Below are 21,677 nucleotides of genomic sequence, written 5' to 3' on the forward strand. Positions count from 1 at the left end.
CCTTCTCCCCCTTTACTTATTATTACCAATAATCGTATGCGATCAAGTTATTTATGTCAACATTATTTTTTAAAAAGTTAACAAAAAGCAGCGGCATTTATGATGCCGCTGCTCTTACTTTTGTTAATTTTTCGACAATGTCTCTTGCAATCCAAACGCCGCACGCACTTGCTTGAGCAAGACCGCGCGTAATTCCTGCTCCATCTCCTCCGACATACAGACCTGAAATCTCTGTTTCAAAACGATCATTTAACTTTGGACGAGCCGAATAAAATTTCGCTTCCACTCCATAGAAAAGTGTATGTTCAGAAGCAATTCCCGGTGTCACATGATTAAGAGCTTCTGTCATCTCAATCAAGCTTTTCATCGTATTATACGGAAGAACTAACCCTAAATCGCCAGGAACCGCTTCCTTCAATGTTGGTTCAATAAATCCTTCTTTAATTCGTTTTGCAGTCGAACGTCTGCCTTTTAAAATATCACCGTATTTTTGTACAATAATTCCCCCGTTTGATAACGCATTCGCAAGACGCGAAATTTCATGAGCATATTCATTCGGTTTGTCAAATGGGTCCGAAAATTTATGGGAAACAAGGAGAGCAAAGTTTGTGTTATTGCTTCCGAGCTTTGGATCTTTATAAGCATGGCCGTTGGCAAGCATAATTCCCGAATGATTTTCAACAACAACATGGCCTGATGGATTGCTGCAAAATGTACGTACTTGCGTGCCGACCGATGTATTAAAAATAAATTTCCCCTCATATAAATGTTCATTAATTTCTTCCATCACAACGTTCGTTGTTTCAACTCGCACGCCGATGTCTACTTGGTTGTTGATCATTTTTAAACCGCGTTTTTTTAATAGTTTTGTTAACCATGCGGAACCGTCACGCCCTGGCGCAATGACTACTTTCTGTGCGTAAATCGCTTCGCCATTTTTCAACTGAATTCCTTTCACTTCATGAACGCCGTCGATTTTTTCTGTGATCACATCATCGACTTCCGTTTTAAATACCATATCAATTCGCTCACGTAAATATTCATAAATACTTTTTAAAATTTCTAAATTCTGCTCGGTTCCGAGATGTCTCACTTGAGCACGTAACAACTTTAACCCAGCGGCATAGGCTCTTTTCTCAATTTCCCGAACTTTATCTGTTAATGGATCTGTAATGGTATTCGTTGCCCCGTGTTTTAAATTAATTTCATCGACATAACGAATCAATTCAAGTACCTTTGAATCTGGTAAATAATCGGTCATCCAACCACCGAATTCACTTGTAATGTTAAATTTTCCATCAGAATAGGCTCCAGCCCCGCCGAATCCATTCGTGATTGAACAAGCTGGTAAACAACCAGCATAATCTTTTTTTCCCGCTGGAGGCGGACATTTTTCAATTCTTTTTTGAAGAATCGGACAACTTCGTTTATAAATGTCATGCCCTTTATCGATTAACAGTACATTCGCTCCTGGCAGTTTTAACGTAAGTTCATAACAAGTAAAAATGCCAGCCGGACCAGCGCCGACTACAATGACATCATATTGCTTTTTCATTGAAATCCCCCATCTTATTTTCTTTCCGAATGTTACTATACTAAATAATGGGAGATTAGTCAATGAAAAAACGAACTTTTTTAAATAAAATAAAAAAAACGTTCGTCTTTAAAACGTTTAAAAAAACGGATGAAGCTCTCTTCATCCGTCTAAAAATATCGTTTTTTCCAAAAAATAAACGCTGTAATTCCTGATAGTGCAAGTGAGATACATAAGGCAACAATATAAGCATACGGTTGATCTTGATAAGGAATCGGTACGTTCATTCCGTAAAAGCTCGTTACCATCGTAGGGAACGATAGCACAATTGTAATCGCTGTTAAAAATTTCATTACCATGTTCAAATTGTTAGAAATAACAGAGGCGAACGCATCCATCATTCCGCTTAAAATGCTGCTGTACACCTCAGTCATTTCGATCGCTTGTTTATTTTCAATAATGACATCTTGCAACAAATCTTGATCATCTTCGTACATGCGCAAATAATTTAGACGAAGCAATCGCTCCATCACAATGTTGTTTGCCTTTAATGATGTTGTAAAATAAACTAAACTTTTTTCTAAGCTTAATAATGAAAATAACTCTTTATTTTTCATTGATTGATGCAGCTGTTTTTCGATTTCGCTTGTTTTTCGATTGATTTGCTTTAAGTAGCGTAAATAATAGGTGGCAATCATATATAACATTTGTAGCGCAAAGCGTGTTTTCATGTACGTATAGAAGTTTTTTACTTTATTTTTTGTAAATTCTTCGAAAATAGGGTTTTCTTGCAAACAAACAGTAATAAAGCATGTATTGGTAATAATCATTCCGATTGGGATCGTTTCATATGTTGGAATATTTCCTTCATCATACGTAATAATCGGAATATCGACAATAATCAATACATGATTATCCTCTTTTTCAATGCGCGAACGCTCTTCATCATCAAGCGCATCTTTAATTGAATCAATCGGAATATTTAGATGGTCAGAAATATAACGAATTTCACTCTCCGTCGGAGCCACTAAATTAACCCAGCAACCGTTTTTAAGCTCTTGAATTTCTTCTAGCTTTCCATTTACATCGGACAAATAAATGTTCATCATTTTTTTTCGATTCCCCCTCTTCTTAAAGAGGAGAGCACCGTTTTTTTGTCGTCGGAGCGTCAGTTTCGTTCCTGAGCGGCTCGTTCCGTCGCCAAAAAAACGAGGCTACTTCCCCTATTATTCCTGGTTCTGGTTCATTCGAACTCGGCCTACTCATAAACGAAAACTTCACTCCTTTCTGTTCAAACGTTTATTACGGATTAATGATACATCGTCGTCAATTTTTTGTATAGTGACTTTGTTAAAATTTCTCGAAACAAATCAATTGTAATCGTTTTCTCAAGTCATGTTTAATGGTAAAAGTTGTTTGATTCCTTTATAATGGTTTTGAAGGAAGGTGAAATGATGAATATTAACATGTCGGAGAAGGCGTTTGCATGGTATAAAGACGAACTGCAATTACAAAAGGGCGATCACGTTCGTTTTTTTGTCAGATACGGTGGATGCAGCACGGTGCAAAAAGGCTTTTCTCTAGGTGTTCATAAAGAAGAACCGATCGATGCGGGGGCTATTTTTGAGAAGGAAGGAATTACATTTTTCATTGAAGAACGTGATTTATGGTATTTTGATGGTCGAAATTTGCATATTGATTTTGATGATAAACTCAATGAACCGATTTTTATATACGAGTAAAGCGGAGCGATTTATGCTCCGCTTTACACTTTTTCTCGAATGGCCATTGTGCAGCGAGAGATGCAGATTAATTCGTTTTTCTCATTAACAATTTCAATGTTCCAAACCATCGTTGTTTTTCCACGATGAACGATCGTTGCTGTTGCCGTTACAATTCCTTCATAAACTGGACGTAAATGATTCGCATTAATTTCGAGACCAACCGCTATTTCTTTTTGCGGATCAATTAATGCGTAAGCGCCAACGCTCGCTGCCGTTTCCGCCAGCGCAACGGAAGCTCCCCCGTGCAAAATTCCAAATGGTTGCCTTGTTTTTTCGTTGACAGGCATTGTCGCAATCACTTTTCCTTCAGAGATATGTATAATTTCAATATTTAATGCTTCTAACAACGTATTTTTGATCCATTCGTTCATTTTCCCATTCATTTTCGTCTTTCTTCACTTCCTTTCTTTTTAGCGCGCTCATATGCCTCGTGCCAATCTGGAAAGTACTTACGAATCAATACTGGTTGAAATGTTTCTTTTGTCACGCAAACATGTTTTGATGTTGCTGTCGCTGCGATCTCTCCTGTTGGTGTCAAAATTTCATATCCATAAACAACTCGAATGCCATCGTATGATTCAATCCATGTTTTAATGGTTGCAGTCTCCCCATAACGAAGCGGCTTTTTGTACGATATTTGCAAATCGACTACCGGTGAAACAATCCCTTGCTTCTCCATATCCGCATAATTAAAACCTAATTGGCGAATCAAATGTGCTCGACCAATTTCCATCCAAACAAGATAATTAGCGTGGTAAACGACACCCATTTGGTCTGTTTCCGCATAGCGCACTTCAATCTCTTTTGAAGAAATCACCATTCCCTTTTTCACTCTCCATCTCTCTATATCATGATAAAACTAGGTTATCACTATATTATCATAAATAACAAAAAGCCGCACTCACGCGGCTTTTTTACAACTGTCCATTTTCTCTTGCGCTTGCTTCATCCTTGATCTCGGCACGCATCGCTTCAATCGCTTCTTCACGACGATGGTTTTTCTCCTCAATTTTTTCGCGTTCTTCCGGACTGGAAAATGCCATCGTTTCTTCAGCTTCTTCAATATTTTCGATCGTGTTTTGTACCATTTCTTGTAGTTTCTCAACATTATCCCGACGATCGTCATGGTTTGGTCGATTCATGATAAAAACCTCCTCTTAAAGTTGAATACACATGATTAGATTACGCTGATCTTTCATTTTTATACGCACCGGTAAAGTTTTCTATAATTTAATTATGTAAACTAAAAAAGGGCGCTACAAAAACGCCCTTATTCTCCCTTGGTCTGTATGACTTGGGCATGTTGCCCTGATTGATCTTGCATTTGTTTCCCTTTGTTTCCACCTGCTGCTCTCGGTTGTGTGCCGATATGACTTGGAACAAAATGTTTAGTGCTTTTCTTTGGATTACCCATTGATTCATCCCCCTCTCTCCCTTATATTATCTCTTCATTCTGCTTTATTAAGCATACGCGCTTCAATTTTTTCTTCCAATTTTTCTAATGCTTTTTGATCATTAAGCAACTGTCGTTTATTTTCAATCACAAGCTCTGCAAATGTTCGTTTTCTTATTTTTCTCAAGTTCGCTCACCTGCTTTTTTATTTTTTGTTTTTTCTATCTTTTCCGAACAGAAGGAAAAATATACAAAAAAATAGTCGGTTTACTTAGTAAACCAACTATTCACCCCACTGTTCCATATATTCCACCATTTTTTTATAAGGCATAGGACCGACAAATTTATCACGAATAATTCCATCTTTATCAATGATAAATGATGTTGGGATCGGCTGAATTTCATATTGCTTCATTGCCGCCCCTTTTGTATCTAGCACAACAGGAAACGTTAAACCATACTCTTTGATAAAAGCATCCACTTTCTCACGGGAATCGCGAACCATTAAGTTAACAGCAACGATTTCCATCTTTTTATGATATTTCTCATAAAATTTCTGCATATCAGGCATTTCTGCTCGACAAGGCGGACACCATGTTGCCCAAAAATTCACAATAACCGGTTTCCCATGCAAATCGGATAAACGTAATGTTTGTCCATCAAGTGTTTGCAATGCAAAATCGGGAGCTTTCATTCCAATTTTGGAACCTGTGGCAACCGTTTGATTTTCGGTGATTAATTGCCAAAGTACATAAGCGGTTAAACTAAATAACAGGACCGTTGCCAACCATTTTTTCAATCAATTGCACACCTTTCTTTATGTATTCATTCTACATAATAATATATATTCGAATGATGTGGACAAAATCAAGAAAAAGGCGCAAAAAGCTGCGCCTTTAACGGATATTTTTATGCTCATTTTTCATTTTTTTCGCTTCTACTTCTACATACGAAGCAAATTCATTATTAAAGTCGTTTTTTTGTTTCGCGTTATTATTTCGTTGCGCATTGGCATTCCCTAATTTCGTACGCCCCATTTACTTTTCCTCCCTTTAGATGATTGACAACGCATCTTTAGTATTCGTAGCAAAAGGGGCCTTATTCACCCGTTTGAATTGGGTTTTCATCATACGAGATCCAATCACTCCAACTTCCTACATATAAACGAACGTTTGGAAAGCCAGCTTCAGACAATGCTAAAACGTTCGCGCACGCCGTGACGCCAGAGCCACAGTACACAATCACAGGCTGTTCCGGTGACAAAAAGGAAAATCGCTTTTTTTGTTCTTCAGGGCTTTTCCAGTTTCCTTCTTCCGTCAATCCCTCTTTCCAAAAAACGTTTCGAGCACCAGGAATGTGTCCTGCTTTATAGTCGATCGGTTCTTCGATGCCTAAATATCGTTTTCGTTCCCTTGAGTCAATGAGAATCGCCCCTCCGTTTTGTACCGCCTCTCTCACTTCCTCGATAGTCGCTAAAAGGTGGGGTTGAACATTTCCTTTAAACGACACGCGCGGATAAATAGGTACATCTTGCGACAGAGGATATCCAGCTTGTTTCCATGAAGAAAATCCTCCATCCAGTACATACACATGTTCATGACCGAGATAACGAAGCATCCACCAAAATCTCGCAGCCATCGCTCCAAATTGATCGTCATAAGCCACCACAGTTGTATTTGAATGTATTCCGGCAGCCGATAATTTTTCAACGAATTCATCTATATTTGGAAGCGGATGACGTCCGCCATGTTTTTCTATTTTTGCGGATAGATCTTTCTCAAGATCGAAGTAAAAAGCGCCAGGAAGATGCGCTTGAACATATTCTTTTAAGCCGCGAACAGGGTCATCTAAATAAAACCGACAATCGATGATTCTGACATCTTCACGATGCAACTGAGAGGCAAGCCACTCTTTTGTAACGATGTGCTTCATTGTACGGTTCCCTCTTCTCCCTTTAACTTTTTGACATATTGCTGCACCATTTCGATGGTGACATATTTTCGTTGTGGAACAATCCCAGTTTTCGACAACTCGTTGATTAGTTTTGTCACTTCATTGATGCGTTCAACCGAAAACGGTTTGCCATTTTGACAAAGGGAAACAGCTTCTTCAATGTACATTTCACGTTTTTGATCTAACTCAATAAATCTTTTGACAATCGCATGTTGCTTTTTAGAATGAGCCGTAATGGCGTGATGTACTTCACTCATTCTCGATTCCTCCTATCATTTCATAAGCGTTTTCCAATTCTTTGATTGGCATTTGCTCTGTTAATGCGGCCGTTAATCCAGCAAAATGCTCATTGATTTGTTCTTTCATATTTTTATGAAGTTGTTTCATGACATGAAGCCATTGTTTCGTATAATGTTCAACCATTCTCTTATGATTTTCCCTTAAATAGTTAGAAACAGGCTGTTGTAATTGTCGTTCGATTTCTTCTTTCATCCATCGCTTCTCATCTTTTTCAAAAAAAGATTTCGCATTTTTGTAAAACGAAAGGGCTTTTTTGAATAAAGAAGCATCTAGTTGTTGTAAAGCGACTGAGAACTCCAATGTTATAAATGAAGGCATCTCTGCTTTTGTTAAGATGAGCGTACTGTGTATTTGTTTCAACTGTTTCTGGATATTCTCAAAATACAGATCGTGCTGTTTCGTTAAAAACGCCTCCATGCGTAAACTAGTTGCTCTCATTTCTTGCGCCAAGTCAAATCCAATCGAATAAAGAAGCTCATCTAAACATGCTTGCAATGCTTTTTTAATGTTTGGATGATCGTCATGCAAAACAGATGGATGAAACGCTTCTTTAAACCAATCATGGAACCGGAAGAAAATGCGCTGCTTAATGTAATAAACAAGTTCGGACAGTTCTTGTTCAAGAGCGCGAAGATCGCTAGCGGCATCCTGTTGTTCAATTATTCGCACCATTTTCTGCCGCTCGCTCTCTAAAGAAGCAAGTTTTGCCCGTTTTGCTTCATCGCTTAGTTTCGCTTTGGCAATATATTCTGCTATTCGCTTTTTCGCCTGCTCGATTTGCAAACGTGCAGAAAAAATCACTAATTGAGCCAATTCTTGATTCATAAACTGTCTAAATTGTTGTTCAAACACATTCATTCCCGAATTTTTTAACACGTCATTCCCATATTGAATTCCCTGCTTTTCTGCAAGTGCCCACTGGCTTGAAAGCGGATAGAGTCGCGGTTGCCGAATGCCAAAATGAAGCAGCTGCTCTTCTACATACTCAACGACTGCTTCCAATTCTTCCGAAGATTGCGCCAAATCTGCGGCATTGATAATGAAAAACATTTTATCAAGGCTAAATGTATCCTTTACTCGCCCAAGCTGAATAAGAAATTCGCGGTCAGCTTTTGAAAATGCATGATTGTAATACGTAACAAATAAAATGGCATCGGCATTTTTAATGTAGTCAAACGCTACTCCCGTATGTCGAGCATTAACGGAATCAGCCCCCGGTGTGTCGACAAGCGTAATCCCTTGTTTCGTTAATGGACAATCATAATAAAGCTCAATCCACTCAACAAAGCAAGATTTTGTTTCGTTTGCGACATATTCACTAAATTCGTGAAAATCAACAAATAAAGAAAGTCCAAGATCTTTGTGCATATGTTCATAGCCATCCACAACGGCTTTTAAAAATGCATAGTGCACTTTTTCTTTTACCTCAACAGATTCAATGGCCAAAGCCTTTTTACTTTGATTCAATGCTTCTTCTAATGAGTTAGCCTGCAACCCGAAAAAACGAAGAGAATGTTGTAAATCTTTGAACAGCTGTTCATTTGTTTTCATTTGAACAACAACCGTTCCGTGTGGCCGTTCTGCTGTCGGCGGCACAATTTTATTAATGGTTGCTGTCGTCGGATTAGGCGAGACCGGTAATACTTTTTCACCGATCAAAGCATTGGCAAATGAAGATTTTCCTGCGCTAAAGGCTCCAAATAAGGCAACCGTAAATGTACGATTCTCAAGACGATTTGCTTTTTCCGCCATTTCATTCGCTAAATGAACGAGCCCTTTAAATGGAAGAATGAGTTCGCTGACTCGTCTCAGTTGAGTAATGACTTGTTCGAAGTTTTCATACCGATCCTGTGCTTCAATCTTTTCTTTGTACGCTTCTTTCTTTTTCTCTCTTATAGTTTTTTCTTCTTTTAGAAATCCTTCACTTCTAGTTTTTTCCTCTATTAGAAATCCTTCACTTCGCTGAACAATGAACGTTTCGTCCAAAAATGAAGCGATCGTTTCGTCGGAAAATGGTGAAACTTCTTTTTTCTCCATTAATTGAAGGAGGTCGGTCCGAATTTGTTCCCGTTTCAGACGATATGTATGTAGCTCTGCCAATCGTTGTTGTTCTTTGCGTACTCTCTCGGCCTTTTCACGCCATTTTTGAATGACCTTTTCTTCTTCCATTTTTCCTTTATCAATCATTTCATCCACAAGTTCAAGAACGGCCAATCGATAGCGGCGCTTCAATTCGTTTGCAAGATCATTCGTATATGTCAATAGATAGTTACCTGTCACGAACGGATTGTTCTGACGTAACTCGATTAAAAGCTGTTCTGAAAAAGGAACGGCCAACTGTTGTGTTTTTGCCAGCAACGTTTCGTCTTTTAGTTCATGCTCTCTGTAAAAACGACCGAGAAGATCGCGGATATGCCATTCCAGTTGCGAACGAACTTTCTCAGAGAGATCTTCATAAAAGGTTTGCAACCGTCTTTTTCGTTCCTCTTCTGTTTTGGTTTTTGTAAATAAAAAACCAACTTTAAAACCATCTCGAAATGCTTCTAAAAAAGAACGAGCCTTTTCTCGCGTTTCGTACGACATGATATAAGCGTTATCCACTATTTTATTTAACTCTTGTTCAAAGGAAGGACGCGCCTTCATCCACTTCTGTTCCCAATGTTTAATGGCCTCCTCCGCTTCAGCCATTTCTCTAGAAAGTTGATCTTCATCTGTTGTTTGTAATAATTGTTGCAAATGCTGTTCTTTCTCCGCATCTTTTTCTTCAAGAAAACGGATATGATCGTGAATGATTTGCTTCACTGCTATGGCAATGCCATCTAACAATCGTTCGTCCTTTCTGCGAAAAATCGTCTGCAATGTTTCTTTCAATGCATTTAAATCATTATTTGAACATTCTTTTTGTTTTAGCGATGTATAAAAAATACGCTCGATCGAAACATTCCAATTTTGAAACGCTTGACTGACCGATCGCTTAAATTGCGAAAAAGAAAGTTCCTCTTCCCGATGTTTATCGATTTGATTCACAATGAAATACAGTTTTTTCCCATGCTCTGTTAAACGTTTTGTAAATTCAAAATTTAACTCGGCTTGAACATGGTTATAATCCATCATATAAAAAATGACGTCTGCTAAATGAAGAGCGGATTCTGTTGCCAGTCGGTGAGCGTCATCCGTCGAGTCAATTCCGGGTGTATCCATAATGACGACACCTTTTGGAATCGCATTTGTTTCATGACTAATTTCAATCGCAGAAATGGCATCTCCGTCTTTACAAAATGACTTAATCTCCTCATAATCATACGGAGCCACATACTCAATCGGCGCGCTATGTTTGTAAAATACTCGAGCATAAGCCTTTCCCGCTTTTACTTTTACTAAATTAGCGCTTGTTGGAATCGGGCTCGATGGCAAAATAGCGGATCCAATGAGCTCATTAATCATGCTTGATTTTCCCGCTGAAAAGTGCCCGCAAAAAGCGATGATAAACTCCTGTTTATGTACCTTTTGAATGAGTTGTTTCACTTTGTTTGCCTGTTCGGTATCACCGCTTTCCATCAATTGTGCATGAAGAGCGATCAACTTATACACCCATTGTTGTAAAGATTGTGTTGTCGTTGTTTGAACCATAATCTCCCATACCCCTTTTAAAAAATCTACCTCCATTTTACTGCACTTTAACGGAAAAATATATGAAAAAATCCTCTGTCTTTATGATTTAACAGAGGAAGTCGGAAAAAAGCGCTTTTTTTGTTGAAATTCGTCTGCGTAGTTCGTAAACATGTTCAATGCTCTTTCTTCTTCACGTATACGAACGAAAAGAACAAGACCATTTAAAATAGTAAAGATGCATGCTGTCCAATAAGCTTGAAACAAAAGCGGAATCAATAAAATTTCCGTTATAACAATGATATAATTCGGATGACGCATAAAGCGATACGGACCTTTAGAAATGGGGCGGCTATTAGGCAAAACGATGATTTTTGTATTCCAAAATCGCCCTAACGATCGAATGGTCCAAATACGTAAAACTTGAACAATAAAAAATAAAACAGCCAAAAACGGCCAAATCGGCGATAATCTCGTTTTTTTCCACAACCCTTCAAACAAAAGGGAGACAAAAAACAAACTATGAACGAGGACAATATATTTATAATGAGATTGTCCAAACTCCTTGCCGCCTCGTTCTTTCATCCATCGTTCGTTTCGCTTAGCAATCCACAGTTCACCGATTCGCTGTAAAATGACCAAAATAAAAAACAATAAAAACTTCATGATTTACCTCCACTCTAACAAAAGAAGCTCACAACTAAACCCAGGGCCAAGTGCTACCATTAACCCTATCTCTCCTTTTTTGATTCGTTGTTTCATAAATTTTTGCAAGACCACATACACCGTCACCGAAGACATGTTTCCATAATGTTTTAATACCTCTACTGAATGTTTGATTTGATCATGGCTGAGCTGCAAACTGTCGCGATAGGCATCAAGAACCTTTTTACCGCCTGGGTGAACGATAAAATGGTGAATATCCTCAACCGTTAAGCGATGTTTTTGTAAAAACGATGCAACCATTTCTTTGAATGATTTACGGATAATACTTGGAATATCTTTTGAAAAAACGACATAAAAACCTTGATCCTTTATATCCCACCCCATGACATCTTCTGAATGCGGCATGAGTGTTGATTGCACATCCATAATCGATGGGGGTGAATCCGAAAGTAAAACGTTGTCGCCGGCGACGCATACACATCCCGCACCATCTGCAAAAAGCGACGTACCAATGAAATTGCTTTTTGAATGATCATCCAGTTGAAATGTTAAGCTGCAAAATTCAACTGCCAGTACAATCACCTTTGCTTTCGGATACGCGCGGCAATATTCAAATGCGCGTGCAAGCCCCGCCGCTCCCCCTGCACATCCTAATCCCCAAATTGGAATGCGCTTGGCATGCGCTGAAAATGGCAGTTGATTCATAATCCTTGCCTCAATGCTTGGAGTGGCAATCCCTGTACTTGAAATGTAAAAAATTGCTTCAATGTCCTTATAATCGATGTTTTGCTGTTTTAAACATTGTTCAATCGCCTCCGCTCCATATCGAACCGCACATTCAATGTACAAATCATTTTTTTCAGAAAATGAATGCTTTTGGATGTACCATTCTAACGGTTGAACGAAGCAACGCGATTCAATTTGTCCATTCGAAAATATACGCAACAATCGATCGATATCGTCATAATCGTTTTCAAATAATTGTCTAGTTAAGTTCATAATTTCCTTTTGGGTAAAGCGATAAGGCAATGAAGCCAATCCAACAGATACAATTGCCGGCACACGCACACCCCCTATTGATCGTTGATTATAATATTTTTCTAAAAAAGGAATTTTATTCACAAAAAAAGCTCTCCTAATCTATTTAGGAAAGCTTTCGACGTTTTGAAAGGAGGTGTGTTGTTGTGCAATTCCATTATATCGCAAATAGAAAATTCGTCACTATCTTTTTTCATTCTTTACAATCGTTCAAATGTCGAAAAGAGATGTAAAAAAAACCTAAATTTTGCTATGATGGAAATATAGTTTGGGGGGGATTTTATTCATGTCTTTAAGCCAAAAAGTAACAACCATTTTAAATGGAACCATTGATTCCGTAAAATCCATTGTTCCAATGACATTAACGATTGACAAACCTTCTTTATTTACCGAGCCGTTTACCCAAACGTCGATCGGTGTATTGATTGGGATGACTGGCGATGTACGTGGTCGACTTATGATTGAAGGAGATGAAAACATTTTTGGCGGCATCGGCGAAACCATGTTCGGCATGCAGCTAGAAGGGGAAATGCTCGAATCATTCACTGGTGAACTTGGCAATATGATTGCAGGAAATTTAGCGACGATTATATCACAAAAAGGGATTACAATCGATATCACTCCGCCAACTGTTCTCGTCGGTCAGACGAAAATATACGGTTTTGATAAAGCATTTCGCGTTCCTGTTCACATCGAAGGAAAAGGAGAAATTCAACTTATTTTAACAATGGATCTCAATGATTAAGGCTAGCTCAATTTCGGAGCCAGCCTTTTTAATGGTTAACCATCCTCAAGGGCTTCTTGCACTTTTTTTGTAATGATGTTATGACACTTTTTGTTCATTTACAGCCGGCATTTGTCTTACTTTGTTTGGAATCATATGAAAGAAAACATTAAGAACAATGGCGGTTACACTTCCGGCAACAATTCCGTTATCCGTTAAAATACGAATGCTAGCCGGCATCTTTGCAAATAAATCCGGAACGACTGTCACGCCAAGTCCCATTCCGATCGAGCATGCGATAATAAGCAAATTTTCTTGCGAAGCAAACTCGACGCGGCTTAACATTTTAATGCCGTATGCCACAACCATGCCAAACATCGCTACCATTGCACCACCTAATACAGGGGCTGGAATAATCGTTGTCATTGCCGCAATTTTTGGTACAAGTCCTAAAACGACTAGCATGGTACCAACCACATAAATGACATTGCGCGTTTTCACGCCTGAGAGTTGAACAAGCCCAACATTTTGTGAGTACGTCGTATACGGAAAAGCGTTCAATAAGCCACCAAGTAAAATCGCTAATCCCTCTGCGCGATATCCGTTTGCTAAATCTTTTTCTTCTAATTTCCGCTCACAAATGTCACTTAGCGCAAAATATACACCTGTCGATTCAACAATACTAACCGCAGCTACAAGAATCATCGTCAAAATCGATGTAATTTGAAAAGTGGGCACACCAAAATAAAATAACTTTGGCAGATGAATCCAAGATGCTTCACTAACAGCACTGAAATCCACTTTTCCCATCCATGCCGCAACGATCGTTCCAACGACCATACCAATTAAAATGGCAACGGAACGAATAAACCCTTTAAAAAAGCGATATAAGAAAATAATGAAAAACAATCCCCCGAATGAAAGAGCGATGTTGCTTAAATCACCGAAGTCTTTCGCTCCTTGTCCTCCAGCCATATTATTCATCGCTACAGGAATGAGTGTCACTCCGATGACGGTGACAACCGAACCGGTAACAATAGGCGGAAAAAATTTTACTAGCTTTCCGAAATATTTTGCGAATAAAAACACAAATGCTCCCGCTGCGATAATGGCTCCATAAACCGCTGAAATGCCGTATTGATTGCCGATCGCAATCATGGGACCAACGGCTGTAAAGGTACATCCAAGAACAACAGGAAGACCGATACCGAAAAAGCGATTTTTCCATACTTGTAATAACGTCGCAATCCCGCACATCAACAAATCAATCGATACTAGGTAAGTTAATTGTTCACTCGTCAATCCAAGCGCCCCACCAACAATAAGCGGAACAATAATCGCTCCCCCATACATCGCTAAAACGTGCTGTAAACCTAACGAAAATGTTTTCATTGGACTCATTGCGCCGTTACCTCCTCTAAAAATGTCACTTTTCCGTCTTTCAAGGATTGAACACGCACAAGCGATTCTACTCGAATCCCACGGCGGCGCAACTGCTCTCCACCTGCTTGGAACGCTTTCTCGATTACGATTCCAACGCCAACGAGATGAGCTCGAGCCTGTCTAATAATTTCAATCAATCCTAGGGCTGCTTGGCCATTGGCTAAAAAATCATCAATCATTAAAATGCGGTCGTGTTCACTAATAAACTTTTGCGAAATGGAAATTTCCGTTTCTTCTTGTTTTGTAAAAGAAAATACTTTAGCAGTATACACATCGTTTTTTAAAGTCAATGATTTTCGTTTTCTCGCAAAAATAAGCGGTACATTCATTTCATAAGCCGTCATAAGCGCTGGACCAATACCAGAAGATTCAACGGTTACAATTTTTGTAACATTTTCTCCTCTAAAACGTTTAGCAAACTCCTCGCCAATTTGTTTCATTAAAGACGGATCCATTTGATGATTTAAAAATGAATCCACTTTTAATACTTCGCTTGAGAGAACGATTCCTTCTACTTGAATTTTTTTCTTTAAGCTTTCCACGTTTTTCCCCCTTTTCCTAAATAAAAAACTCAAAAAACGCTGCCTCACTCTATGAGTGTAGGCAATGTCTTTTGAGCTGTTCGGAAAACGGGAATAGCAAAAGAACGTACCAAAATGTACGCTTGCTATCCGCTCTGACATTGCCACTCATAGTCGGTCGATTTACGGTCGACCGGTAGAGACTCGCGAGCCATATTCCCGCAATTATATGAGTGAGTCAGCCATATGAAGTTATTAGCAGTATAGCATGTTTCTTCAAAATTGAAAAGAGAAAAACCGAATAATTTTTTATTATTTTTCATAAACATTCGCCTTTTTCTATTCTCTTTTATGCTGCATAAACCGAAAGAAACGGATCATAAGTAAATCCAAGATTTACTATATATTTCACACTTTTTTCACAATCCCACAAAAAACGTGTGATAAAAGTCACTGTTGCACACAATTTTTACGCTTATTATGGTGATAAAGTAATCAATGAACAATTTGTGAAACATTTGAAAAAACGATGGAATTTCACAAATTGTCTTGTATGATGTAAGTGTATTCATTGTTATTTTAGGGATATTTAGGAAAGGAGGGGGTGGAAGAATGGCTAAACAACAGTTAAGTACACAAACAAAAACAAAAGTAGAAAAAACTTCTTCGCTCAAAGGAACATTAGCTTCTGTTTTCTTCTTAGGGTTTTTCCTCATTTTCACGTGGGTAAGCGTGTATTTCTTGTTTTTAGACCGGCTATAAAAAGAAAGGAGAGAAGACGTTATGCACATGCATAAGTATGAAAAAATCTGGCTGTTCTTCGGCATCGGCTCTTTATTCGTCTTCCTTGCCGTGTTAGGAGTCGGAGCATTTGCGCAAGGAAATCAACCTCCAAGTTGTTTAACAACGATCGACCCAGAAAAAGTCGATCAAACGCCGCCGTTTGATAAGCCAGGCTTAGTGAAAACAGGAGACAATGAATATCAATTAAACATTGTAGCTTCTGCGTTCTCTTATACACCAAATCAAGTTGAAATACCTAAAGGTGCAAAAGTAACTATTAACGTCGCAACAAAAGACGTCATTCACGGTTTTGAAATGGCAGGAACAAACGTGAACATGATGGTCGAACCTGGCTATGTTAGCTCCTTTACCCAAACATTTGATAAACCAGGCGAATATGTCATTCTTTGTAACGAATATTGCGGCGCAGGTCACCATTTAATGACCGCGAAAGTTAAGGTGGTGGAATAATGATGAGCGAAGTACGGAAAGTAGACGCACGCGATGGAAAATTGGCGATGGCGCATATTTATGTCGCTTTTATTGCCCTTGCTTTAGGTGGATTATGTGGTTTGTTACAAGTGCTTGTACGTTCAGGAAAATTTACGCTACCCGCTAATATTAGCTATTATACGATTTTAACAACACATGGTGTTTTGCTTGGACTTGTTTTAACTACTTTCTTTATTATCGGTTTTCAATTTGCTGCACTCAGCCGAACAGCAGGAACACTGTCAGATAAAGTTCGCTTTTGGGGCTGGATTGGCTTTTGGACAATGACAATCGGTACAGCGATGACTGCATATTATATTCTCATTGGTGAAGCATCTGTTCTTTTTACATTCTATGCGCCACTACAAGCGCATCCGGGCTTTTACCTTGGCTTGACGCTCGTTGTTGTCGGAAGTTGGATTAGCGGTTTCGCGATGTTTGCTCACTACGCAAAATGGAAAAAAGAACATCCTGGTCAAGTGAGTCCGATTCTTACATTTATGTGTGTTGTTAACATGATTTTATGGCTCGTCTGCACATTAGGCGTTGCGGCAACTGTTCTTTTCCAATTATTACCTTGGTCTTTAGGTCTTGTTGATCGTATCAACGTTCTTGTGAGCCGCACGTTGTTCTGGTATTTCGGTCACCCGCTTGTTTATTTCTGGTTGTTGCCAGCTTATATGGTTTGGTACGTTGTGATTCCAAAAGTGATCGGCGGGAAAATGTTTTCTGATTCGTTAGCTCGTCTAACATTTATTCTGTTCTTAATTTTCTCAATTCCAGTTGGATTCCACCATCAATTAGTGGAACCGGGAATCGATCCAGCATGGAAATACTTACAAGTTGTTTTAACGTTTATGGTTGTCATTCCATCATTAATGACTGCATTTTCAATGTTTGCGACATTTGAAATGTATGGACGTTCAAAAGGAGCAACAGGGCTTTTCGGTTGGTTGCGAAAGCTTCCTTGGGGAGATGCTCGTTTCTTTGTACCGTTTGTCGGAATGTTATTCTTTATCCCTGCTGGCGCAGGTGGACTTGTCAATGCTTCACACCAATTAAACCAAGTTGTTCATAATACGATTTGGGTAACAGGTCACTTCCATTTAACATTAGCGACAACGGTTGTTTTAACATTCTTTGGCGCAGCTTATTGGCTCATTCCGCATTTAACAGGTCGCGTGATGACAAAAGCAATGAATCGTTTAGCGATTATCCAAGCAGTCGTATGGGCAATCGGAATGTTCTTTATGTCTGGTGCGATGCACTTTGCCGGCTTGCTCGGTGCTCCGCGTCGCTCTGCTTTCTCAACATACGGAAACGCACCGCAAGCGCTTGAATGGATTCCATATCAAATTGCTCAAGCAGTTGGTGGAGCGATTCTGTTTATCGGAATTATCCTTGTGCTCATCATTGTGACAAATCTAGCGTTCTTTGCGCCAAAAGGCGAAACAGAATTTCCTGTTGCTGAAGTTGCAGAAGAAGCAGAACGTACACCACTTGTATTTGAAAACTGGAAGTTATGGCTTGGCATCACGGTTGCGTTAATTTTAATTGCTTATACTGTTCCATTTATCGATATGATTCAAAACGCACCTCCTGGTTCAAAAGGTTTTAAACTTTGGTAATAGAAATGCCAAATGCCCCCAAGCTTAAGTTTGGGGGCATTTTTATTAGAGTCGGTAAATTTCTTTATACTTTTCCTCTAAGTAACGAATTAAATAATCTGGATTTAATCCTTCCCCTGTTACGTCCTGCAAAATTTCAAGCGGTTTTTTCATTTTGCCAAAACGATGAATATGTTCAGTGAGCCACTCACGAATTTTAATCAGCTCTCCTTGTTCAAGCAACTGATCAAAATTCGGCAAATCTTTTTCCATCGCATGTTTAAATTGTGCAGCATACATGTAACCAAGCGCATAGGATGGAAAATATCCGAAGCTGCCGCCGGACCAGTGCACGTCTTGCAGAACACCATTTGCATCATTGTCAGGGCGAATTCCTAAATACTTTTCATACTTTTCATTCCAAATATCCGGTAAATCTTTTACTTCGATATCTCCGCTGAACAAACCTTTTTCAATTTCATAACGAATGATGATATGTAATGGATAGGTTAGTTCATCTGCTTCAATTCGAATTAGCGATGGCTTTGATTCGTTAATCGCACGATAAAAGTCATCAAGCGAAACATTCGCAAAATGCGGAGCATATTGCTTAAAGAGATCATAATAACGTTTCCAAAACGAATAGTGACGACCGATAAAGTTTTCGTAAAACAACGATTGAGATTCATGAATTCCCATCGATGTCCCATCACAAAGCGGTGTTCCAATTAACTCTGGAGAAATATTTTGTTCATAAAGCGCATGACCACATTCATGAATCGTTCCAAATATAGCGGTTCGGAAGTCATTTTCATCGTATTTCGTTGTAATGCGCACATCGCCAGGGTTTAAACTAATCGCAAATGGATGTACCGTTTCATCTAAGCGCCCAGCATCAAAATTATATCCGAGTTCTTTTAAAATAGCTAAACTAAATGCGCGTTGTTTTTCTTTAGGGAATTTTTGAAATAAAAAGCTTGTTTCCGGCTTATGGCTCGATTCATTAATTTGCTGGACAAGCGGAACAATTCGATCACGCAATTGCGTAAAGACACGATCTAACACATCGACCGTTATTCCTGGTTCATATAAATCTAACAACGTATTATATGGATGCTTTTCATATCCCCAATATGTAATAAAACGTTTGGTAAAATCAACGAGTTTTTGTAAATATGGCTCAAACATGGCAAAGTCCGATTTCGCTTTTGCTTCTTCCCAAACCGCCTCTGCCTTCGATTGCAAAACAACATACTCTTTGTATTCGTCAGCCGGAATTTTCTTATTTCGTTCGTATTCTTTTTTACATTCCGCTAACGTATGACGAACAACAGGAGATAGTTGCTCTTGTACATGTTTTGGCGAAAGTTCAGCAATATACGCGGCCATTTCTTCATATGTCGACATTTTAAATACTTCTTGCGATAACATTCCAATCACTTCAGAACGTTGATCCACTCCGTTTTTCGGTGCGCCTGTTCGCAAATCCCAGTACATCAAAGAGATCGCTTCATTGTACGCCATCATCTTATTAACATAGTTTAAAAACTGCTTCTCTATTTTCGAAATATCTTTCTTCATCTTTTTCCCTCCATTTCCCTCTTATCATTCGATCATATATGTAAAAAATCCTGTTTTATGACTGAAAAGATTGATAAAAAAGTAAAGGAAGAATCATTGTTCTTCCTTTACTTCAGTCGGTAAAACTTGCTTAATCGCCTCTATGACCTTTTGCGGTTCGTCATCTGTGACGAAAATTGAAACAATTCCACGATCATCACGTTGACGAATTAAGCGCCCTACCCCTTGGCGCAAGCGTAAAATCATATATGGAACATCCACTTCCCAAAACGGATTTTCACTTTGTTTTCGTTTCGCTTGAAAAACAGGATCGTTTGGCGGATATGGCAATGACCAAATAATGACATTGCTTAAAGACGGTCCAGGGATATCTAAACCTTCCCACAAATGTTCTGCACATAAAATCGTTTCTTCTTCATTTTGGAATCGGGACACAAGTTCGCTAATCTCTTGATCTCCTTCAAACAAAAATGTTAAACCCTCTTCTTTTTCCGCCAATGCTTTAAATCGCAACAATTCTTCGCGCGTCGGGAATAAAACAAGAGCCCGCCCATTCGTTTCGCGAATTTTTTGTAATGCATACGCATATTTTTGCTGAAATTCATCTTGAGTTGTTGAAAACACAGGCATGTAAATGGTCATTTGCTCATCGTAATCAAATGGCGAATCAACACTAAACGATAAATATTCATCAATTCCGAGGCTTTTCGCAATATAATCAAATGATTTTTGGTTCGATAATGTCGCCGAAGAGAAAATGAAAGGAATTCTCTTTGAAAACACTTTTTCACGCAGCACTTCTTGCACGGTTCGCGGCATAATCACAAGCGTATTTCCTTCAAGTGACGATTCAAGCCACGTAATGGCTTCGCGATTATGAATAAACAAATGCAAAGAATGATCAATTTGATCTAAATATTCATCAACAATTTTTAGTTGATAATGATCAATTGTGTACGTTTCACTTTCAAACACCAGTTCATCGCCAATTTGTCCTATTTTCACTTGCATTTTTTTCGCTAAATCTAGAAGTTTGTCTGTAAATGTGATTTCTTGGCGATTAGAACCAGGAACAGCTTTTGCATGATTTAATAATTCATCAAAGAAACGCACGCTCAACTCTAATGTTTCTTCAATTAAATAAGCAAGCTCTTCACGAATATCGTTTTCTAATAAACGAGAAAGCAACGTTTCTAATGTTGTCTCTTTCATTCGATACGTAAGAGCTTTTTGCGCTGCAAACTCTAATAAATGTCCTTCATCAAAAACAACACAACTTGCTTCAGGCAAAAGCGGCAATTGTCCTTCACGCTTACGAGCTTCGTATGTCCAAACATGCTCCATATAAAAGTCATGTGAACAAATAATTAAATCCGTCGCTTTACGATAATGTTCACGCGACAACGTTTGACCACAACGATGCCGTTTTTCGCAGGCTAAACAATCTTGGAATGGATCCCACGCAATTTTTTTCCATTGTTCATCGCTCAAATGGGCATAATCTTTACGATCACCGTAATGATAAAACGATTGTAGCGGAGTATGATCATGAACAAAGATAGGAAGTTCGTCAAAAATTTGTTCGTATAGTTCAATTTCCTCTCCATCTTCCATTAATACGTCATCTAATTTATTTAAACATAAGTATTGATCTGGTGATTTAGCGAGACGAACATCAATATTCAAACCTAAAATTTTAGAAATTTTAGCAATATCTCCTTCTTTTTTAACAAGCTGCTCAATTAATGTTTCATCCGCACAGGCGATAATCGCTGGTTTGCCAATATACCGTGCATAACAGATCGCATAAAGCAAATAAACAATCGTCTTTCCTGTTCCGACTCCCGCTTCCGCAAACATCACTTTTTTCTCTTTAAAGGCTCGTTCAAGCTGAAAGGCCATAAAAATTTGTTCGTCACGCAATTCAAATCCTGCTTCAGGCAAAATATCGTAAAAAACATCCCCGATCCATTCATTTAATTTATCAAAGAAACTCTCATTTTTTCCCAATGAAAACGGATATCGTTCACTGCTCATTGCCTCTCTAGCCCCTCCATCTATATAGATTCAAGTCGAGTTTCCGACATATCTCATCATGAATAGAAGGCTGCTTTTCTGCCATAGGCGGCAAGAAAAGCTTGTTTATGTCGGAAAATTAAGCTTATCATATATATAAAGAAGTAAACAAACAATAATTATCAAATAAAACATAAAAGAAGTCAATTATTATGCAAAGTGTTATACAAAGA

The 21,677-nt window shown here is 38.6% G+C and carries 23 protein-coding genes and 1 riboswitch; of the genes, 5 read left to right on the forward strand and 18 right to left on the reverse strand.

The genetic code is table 11. The features are described 5' to 3' along the window. Positions 1 to 97 precede the first annotated feature (97 nt). Complete coding sequence (locus tag EDD69_RS07220; protein WP_132948289.1) at positions 98 to 1,555, reverse strand: NAD(P)/FAD-dependent oxidoreductase; 1,458 nt, start codon at positions 1,553 to 1,555, stop codon at positions 98 to 100. Between the two features lie 149 nt (positions 1,556 to 1,704). Further along, positions 1,705 to 2,643 (reverse strand): magnesium transporter CorA family protein, encoded by a 939-nt coding sequence (locus tag EDD69_RS07225; protein ID WP_132948392.1) that lies wholly within the window; start codon positions 2,641 to 2,643, stop codon positions 1,705 to 1,707. Between the two features lie 345 nt (positions 2,644 to 2,988). On the opposite strand from EDD69_RS07225, the gene EDD69_RS07235 reads away from it, so the two are divergent. Next, on the forward strand, positions 2,989 to 3,276 hold the full coding sequence (locus EDD69_RS07235) for a HesB/YadR/YfhF family protein (protein ID WP_132948290.1): 288 nt from the start codon (positions 2,989 to 2,991) through the stop codon (positions 3,274 to 3,276). A gap of 23 nt (positions 3,277 to 3,299) precedes the next feature. Here the strand turns inward: EDD69_RS07235 and EDD69_RS07240 are convergent, their stop codons facing one another. From EDD69_RS07240 to EDD69_RS07290, 12 genes are all read right to left on the reverse strand, one after another. Then, the gene (locus EDD69_RS07240; protein WP_243643060.1) at positions 3,300 to 3,701 is read right to left on the reverse strand and encodes a hotdog fold thioesterase; all 402 of its coding nucleotides are present in this window, start codon (positions 3,699 to 3,701) and stop codon (positions 3,300 to 3,302) included. Continuing rightward, positions 3,698 to 4,138: an acyl-CoA thioesterase gene (locus EDD69_RS07245; protein ID WP_132948394.1), complete on the reverse strand. Its 441-nt coding sequence runs from the start codon at positions 4,136 to 4,138 to the stop codon at positions 3,698 to 3,700. Before EDD69_RS07245 ends, EDD69_RS07240 begins: the two co-directional genes overlap by 4 nt. A gap of 94 nt (positions 4,139 to 4,232) precedes the next feature. Continuing rightward, positions 4,233 to 4,460, reverse strand: coding sequence for a small acid-soluble spore protein Tlp (tlp, locus tag EDD69_RS07250; RefSeq protein ID WP_132948291.1), 228 nt, complete (start codon positions 4,458 to 4,460; stop codon positions 4,233 to 4,235). Positions 4,461 to 4,588: 128 nt separating this feature from the next. Then, positions 4,589 to 4,732 carry an acid-soluble spore protein N gene (locus tag EDD69_RS07255; protein ID WP_132948292.1) on the reverse strand — a complete coding sequence of 48 codons (144 nt, stop codon included), beginning with the start codon at positions 4,730 to 4,732 and terminating at the stop codon, positions 4,589 to 4,591. A 34-nt stretch (positions 4,733 to 4,766) separates the two neighbouring features. After that, positions 4,767 to 4,898 carry an FbpB family small basic protein gene (locus EDD69_RS07260; RefSeq protein WP_132948293.1) on the reverse strand — a complete coding sequence of 44 codons (132 nt, stop codon included), beginning with the start codon at positions 4,896 to 4,898 and terminating at the stop codon, positions 4,767 to 4,769. Positions 4,899 to 4,994: 96 nt separating this feature from the next. Beyond that, positions 4,995 to 5,510, reverse strand: a complete 516-nt coding sequence (locus EDD69_RS07265) for a peroxiredoxin family protein (RefSeq protein WP_132948294.1) — start codon at positions 5,508 to 5,510, stop codon at positions 4,995 to 4,997. 97 nt (positions 5,511 to 5,607) lie between these two features. Continuing rightward, complete coding sequence (locus tag EDD69_RS15300; RefSeq protein WP_165871746.1) at positions 5,608 to 5,748, reverse strand: hypothetical protein; 141 nt, start codon at positions 5,746 to 5,748, stop codon at positions 5,608 to 5,610. A gap of 61 nt (positions 5,749 to 5,809) precedes the next feature. Further along, positions 5,810 to 6,643, reverse strand: coding sequence for a sulfurtransferase (locus EDD69_RS07270; RefSeq protein WP_132948295.1), 834 nt, complete (start codon positions 6,641 to 6,643; stop codon positions 5,810 to 5,812). Then, positions 6,640 to 6,921, reverse strand: coding sequence for a YpbS family protein (locus EDD69_RS07275; RefSeq protein WP_132948296.1), 282 nt, complete (start codon positions 6,919 to 6,921; stop codon positions 6,640 to 6,642). The genes EDD69_RS07270 and EDD69_RS07275 overlap by 4 nt, the downstream gene beginning before the upstream one ends. Then, positions 6,914 to 10,594, reverse strand: a complete 3,681-nt coding sequence (locus EDD69_RS07280) for a dynamin family protein (protein WP_132948297.1) — start codon at positions 10,592 to 10,594, stop codon at positions 6,914 to 6,916. Before EDD69_RS07280 ends, EDD69_RS07275 begins: the two co-directional genes overlap by 8 nt. An 81-nt stretch (positions 10,595 to 10,675) precedes the next feature. After that, positions 10,676 to 11,239, reverse strand: a complete 564-nt coding sequence (locus EDD69_RS07285) for an isoprenylcysteine carboxyl methyltransferase family protein (protein ID WP_132948298.1) — start codon at positions 11,237 to 11,239, stop codon at positions 10,676 to 10,678. 3 nt (positions 11,240 to 11,242) lie between these two features. Then, on the reverse strand, positions 11,243 to 12,301 hold the full coding sequence (locus EDD69_RS07290; RefSeq protein ID WP_132948299.1) for a type III polyketide synthase: 1,059 nt from the start codon (positions 12,299 to 12,301) through the stop codon (positions 11,243 to 11,245). A 262-nt stretch (positions 12,302 to 12,563) separates the two neighbouring features. Between EDD69_RS07290 and EDD69_RS07295 the strand changes: the two genes are divergently transcribed. Beyond that, positions 12,564 to 13,022 (forward strand): chemotaxis protein CheX, encoded by a 459-nt coding sequence (locus EDD69_RS07295; protein ID WP_132948300.1) that lies wholly within the window; start codon positions 12,564 to 12,566, stop codon positions 13,020 to 13,022. A 78-nt stretch (positions 13,023 to 13,100) separates the two neighbouring features. Here EDD69_RS07295 and EDD69_RS07300 read toward each other — a convergent pair whose 3' ends face one another. Next, entirely contained in the window at positions 13,101 to 14,402 is a 1,302-nt protein-coding gene (locus tag EDD69_RS07300; protein WP_132948301.1) for a nucleobase:cation symporter-2 family protein, read from the reverse strand. After that, on the reverse strand, positions 14,399 to 14,986 hold the full coding sequence (locus EDD69_RS07305) for a xanthine phosphoribosyltransferase (RefSeq protein WP_132948302.1): 588 nt from the start codon (positions 14,984 to 14,986) through the stop codon (positions 14,399 to 14,401). Before EDD69_RS07305 ends, EDD69_RS07300 begins: the two co-directional genes overlap by 4 nt. A gap of 130 nt (positions 14,987 to 15,116) precedes the next feature. Next, a riboswitch (purine riboswitch) is annotated at positions 15,117 to 15,218 on the reverse strand. Positions 15,219 to 15,577: 359 nt separating this feature from the next. On the opposite strand from EDD69_RS07305, the gene EDD69_RS07310 reads away from it, so the two are divergent. The 3 genes from EDD69_RS07310 to EDD69_RS07320 are packed head-to-tail and all read left to right on the forward strand — an operon-like array spanning position 15,578 to position 17,868. Beyond that, positions 15,578 to 15,727: a cytochrome c oxidase subunit 2A gene (locus EDD69_RS07310; RefSeq protein WP_132948303.1), complete on the forward strand. Its 150-nt coding sequence runs from the start codon at positions 15,578 to 15,580 to the stop codon at positions 15,725 to 15,727. 21 nt (positions 15,728 to 15,748) lie between these two features. Further along, entirely contained in the window at positions 15,749 to 16,219 is a 471-nt protein-coding gene (locus tag EDD69_RS07315) for a cytochrome c oxidase subunit II (RefSeq protein WP_132948304.1), read from the forward strand. After that, complete coding sequence (locus EDD69_RS07320; protein WP_132948305.1) at positions 16,219 to 17,868, forward strand: b(o/a)3-type cytochrome-c oxidase subunit 1; 1,650 nt, start codon at positions 16,219 to 16,221, stop codon at positions 17,866 to 17,868. Before EDD69_RS07315 ends, EDD69_RS07320 begins: the two co-directional genes overlap by 1 nt. 45 nt (positions 17,869 to 17,913) lie before the next feature. Here the strand turns inward: EDD69_RS07320 and EDD69_RS07325 are convergent, their stop codons facing one another. Together EDD69_RS07325 and EDD69_RS07330 are read right to left on the reverse strand one after the other, a co-directional pair. Then, the gene (locus EDD69_RS07325) at positions 17,914 to 19,428 is read right to left on the reverse strand and encodes a carboxypeptidase M32 (RefSeq protein WP_132948306.1); all 1,515 of its coding nucleotides are present in this window, start codon (positions 19,426 to 19,428) and stop codon (positions 17,914 to 17,916) included. A 93-nt stretch (positions 19,429 to 19,521) separates the two neighbouring features. Next, positions 19,522 to 21,465: an ATP-dependent DNA helicase gene (locus EDD69_RS07330; RefSeq protein ID WP_132948307.1), complete on the reverse strand. Its 1,944-nt coding sequence runs from the start codon at positions 21,463 to 21,465 to the stop codon at positions 19,522 to 19,524. Between the last annotated feature and the right edge of the window lie 212 nt (positions 21,466 to 21,677).

The sequence above is a fragment of the Thermolongibacillus altinsuensis genome (assembly GCF_004341205.1).
GTDB lineage: Bacteria > Bacillota > Bacilli > Bacillales > Anoxybacillaceae > Thermolongibacillus > Thermolongibacillus altinsuensis.

Excerpts from the sequence above, each read along its gene's own strand:
- EDD69_RS07300 (WP_132948301.1), bottom strand. The coding sequence starts at position 14,402 with ATGAGTCCAATGAAAACATTTTCGTTAGGTTTACAGCACGTTTTAGCG.
- EDD69_RS07225 (WP_132948392.1), bottom strand. The coding sequence starts at position 2,643 with ATGATGAACATTTATTTGTCCGATGTAAATGGAAAGCTAGAAGAAATT.
- EDD69_RS07280 (WP_132948297.1), bottom strand. The coding sequence starts at position 10,594 with ATGGTTCAAACAACGACAACACAATCTTTACAACAATGGGTGTATAAG.
- EDD69_RS07240 (WP_243643060.1), bottom strand. The coding sequence starts at position 3,701 with ATGAATGGGAAAATGAACGAATGGATCAAAAATACGTTGTTAGAAGCA.
- tlp (WP_132948291.1), bottom strand. The coding sequence starts at position 4,460 with ATGAATCGACCAAACCATGACGATCGTCGGGATAATGTTGAGAAACTA.
- EDD69_RS07220 (WP_132948289.1), bottom strand. The coding sequence starts at position 1,555 with ATGAAAAAGCAATATGATGTCATTGTAGTCGGCGCTGGTCCGGCTGGC.
- EDD69_RS07255 (WP_132948292.1), bottom strand. The coding sequence starts at position 4,732 with ATGGGTAATCCAAAGAAAAGCACTAAACATTTTGTTCCAAGTCATATC.
- EDD69_RS07235 (WP_132948290.1), top strand. The coding sequence starts at position 2,989 with ATGAATATTAACATGTCGGAGAAGGCGTTTGCATGGTATAAAGACGAA.
- EDD69_RS07275 (WP_132948296.1), bottom strand. The coding sequence starts at position 6,921 with ATGAGTGAAGTACATCACGCCATTACGGCTCATTCTAAAAAGCAACAT.
- EDD69_RS07295 (WP_132948300.1), top strand. The coding sequence starts at position 12,564 with ATGTCTTTAAGCCAAAAAGTAACAACCATTTTAAATGGAACCATTGAT.
- EDD69_RS07285 (WP_132948298.1), bottom strand. The coding sequence starts at position 11,239 with ATGAAGTTTTTATTGTTTTTTATTTTGGTCATTTTACAGCGAATCGGT.
- EDD69_RS07320 (WP_132948305.1), top strand. The coding sequence starts at position 16,219 with ATGATGAGCGAAGTACGGAAAGTAGACGCACGCGATGGAAAATTGGCG.
- EDD69_RS07330 (WP_132948307.1), bottom strand. The coding sequence starts at position 21,465 with ATGAGCAGTGAACGATATCCGTTTTCATTGGGAAAAAATGAGAGTTTC.
- EDD69_RS07245 (WP_132948394.1), bottom strand. The coding sequence starts at position 4,138 with ATGGTGATTTCTTCAAAAGAGATTGAAGTGCGCTATGCGGAAACAGAC.
- EDD69_RS15300 (WP_165871746.1), bottom strand. The coding sequence starts at position 5,748 with ATGGGGCGTACGAAATTAGGGAATGCCAATGCGCAACGAAATAATAAC.
- EDD69_RS07270 (WP_132948295.1), bottom strand. The coding sequence starts at position 6,643 with ATGAAGCACATCGTTACAAAAGAGTGGCTTGCCTCTCAGTTGCATCGT.
- EDD69_RS07310 (WP_132948303.1), top strand. The coding sequence starts at position 15,578 with ATGGCTAAACAACAGTTAAGTACACAAACAAAAACAAAAGTAGAAAAA.
- EDD69_RS07315 (WP_132948304.1), top strand. The coding sequence starts at position 15,749 with ATGCACATGCATAAGTATGAAAAAATCTGGCTGTTCTTCGGCATCGGC.
- EDD69_RS07325 (WP_132948306.1), bottom strand. The coding sequence starts at position 19,428 with ATGAAGAAAGATATTTCGAAAATAGAGAAGCAGTTTTTAAACTATGTT.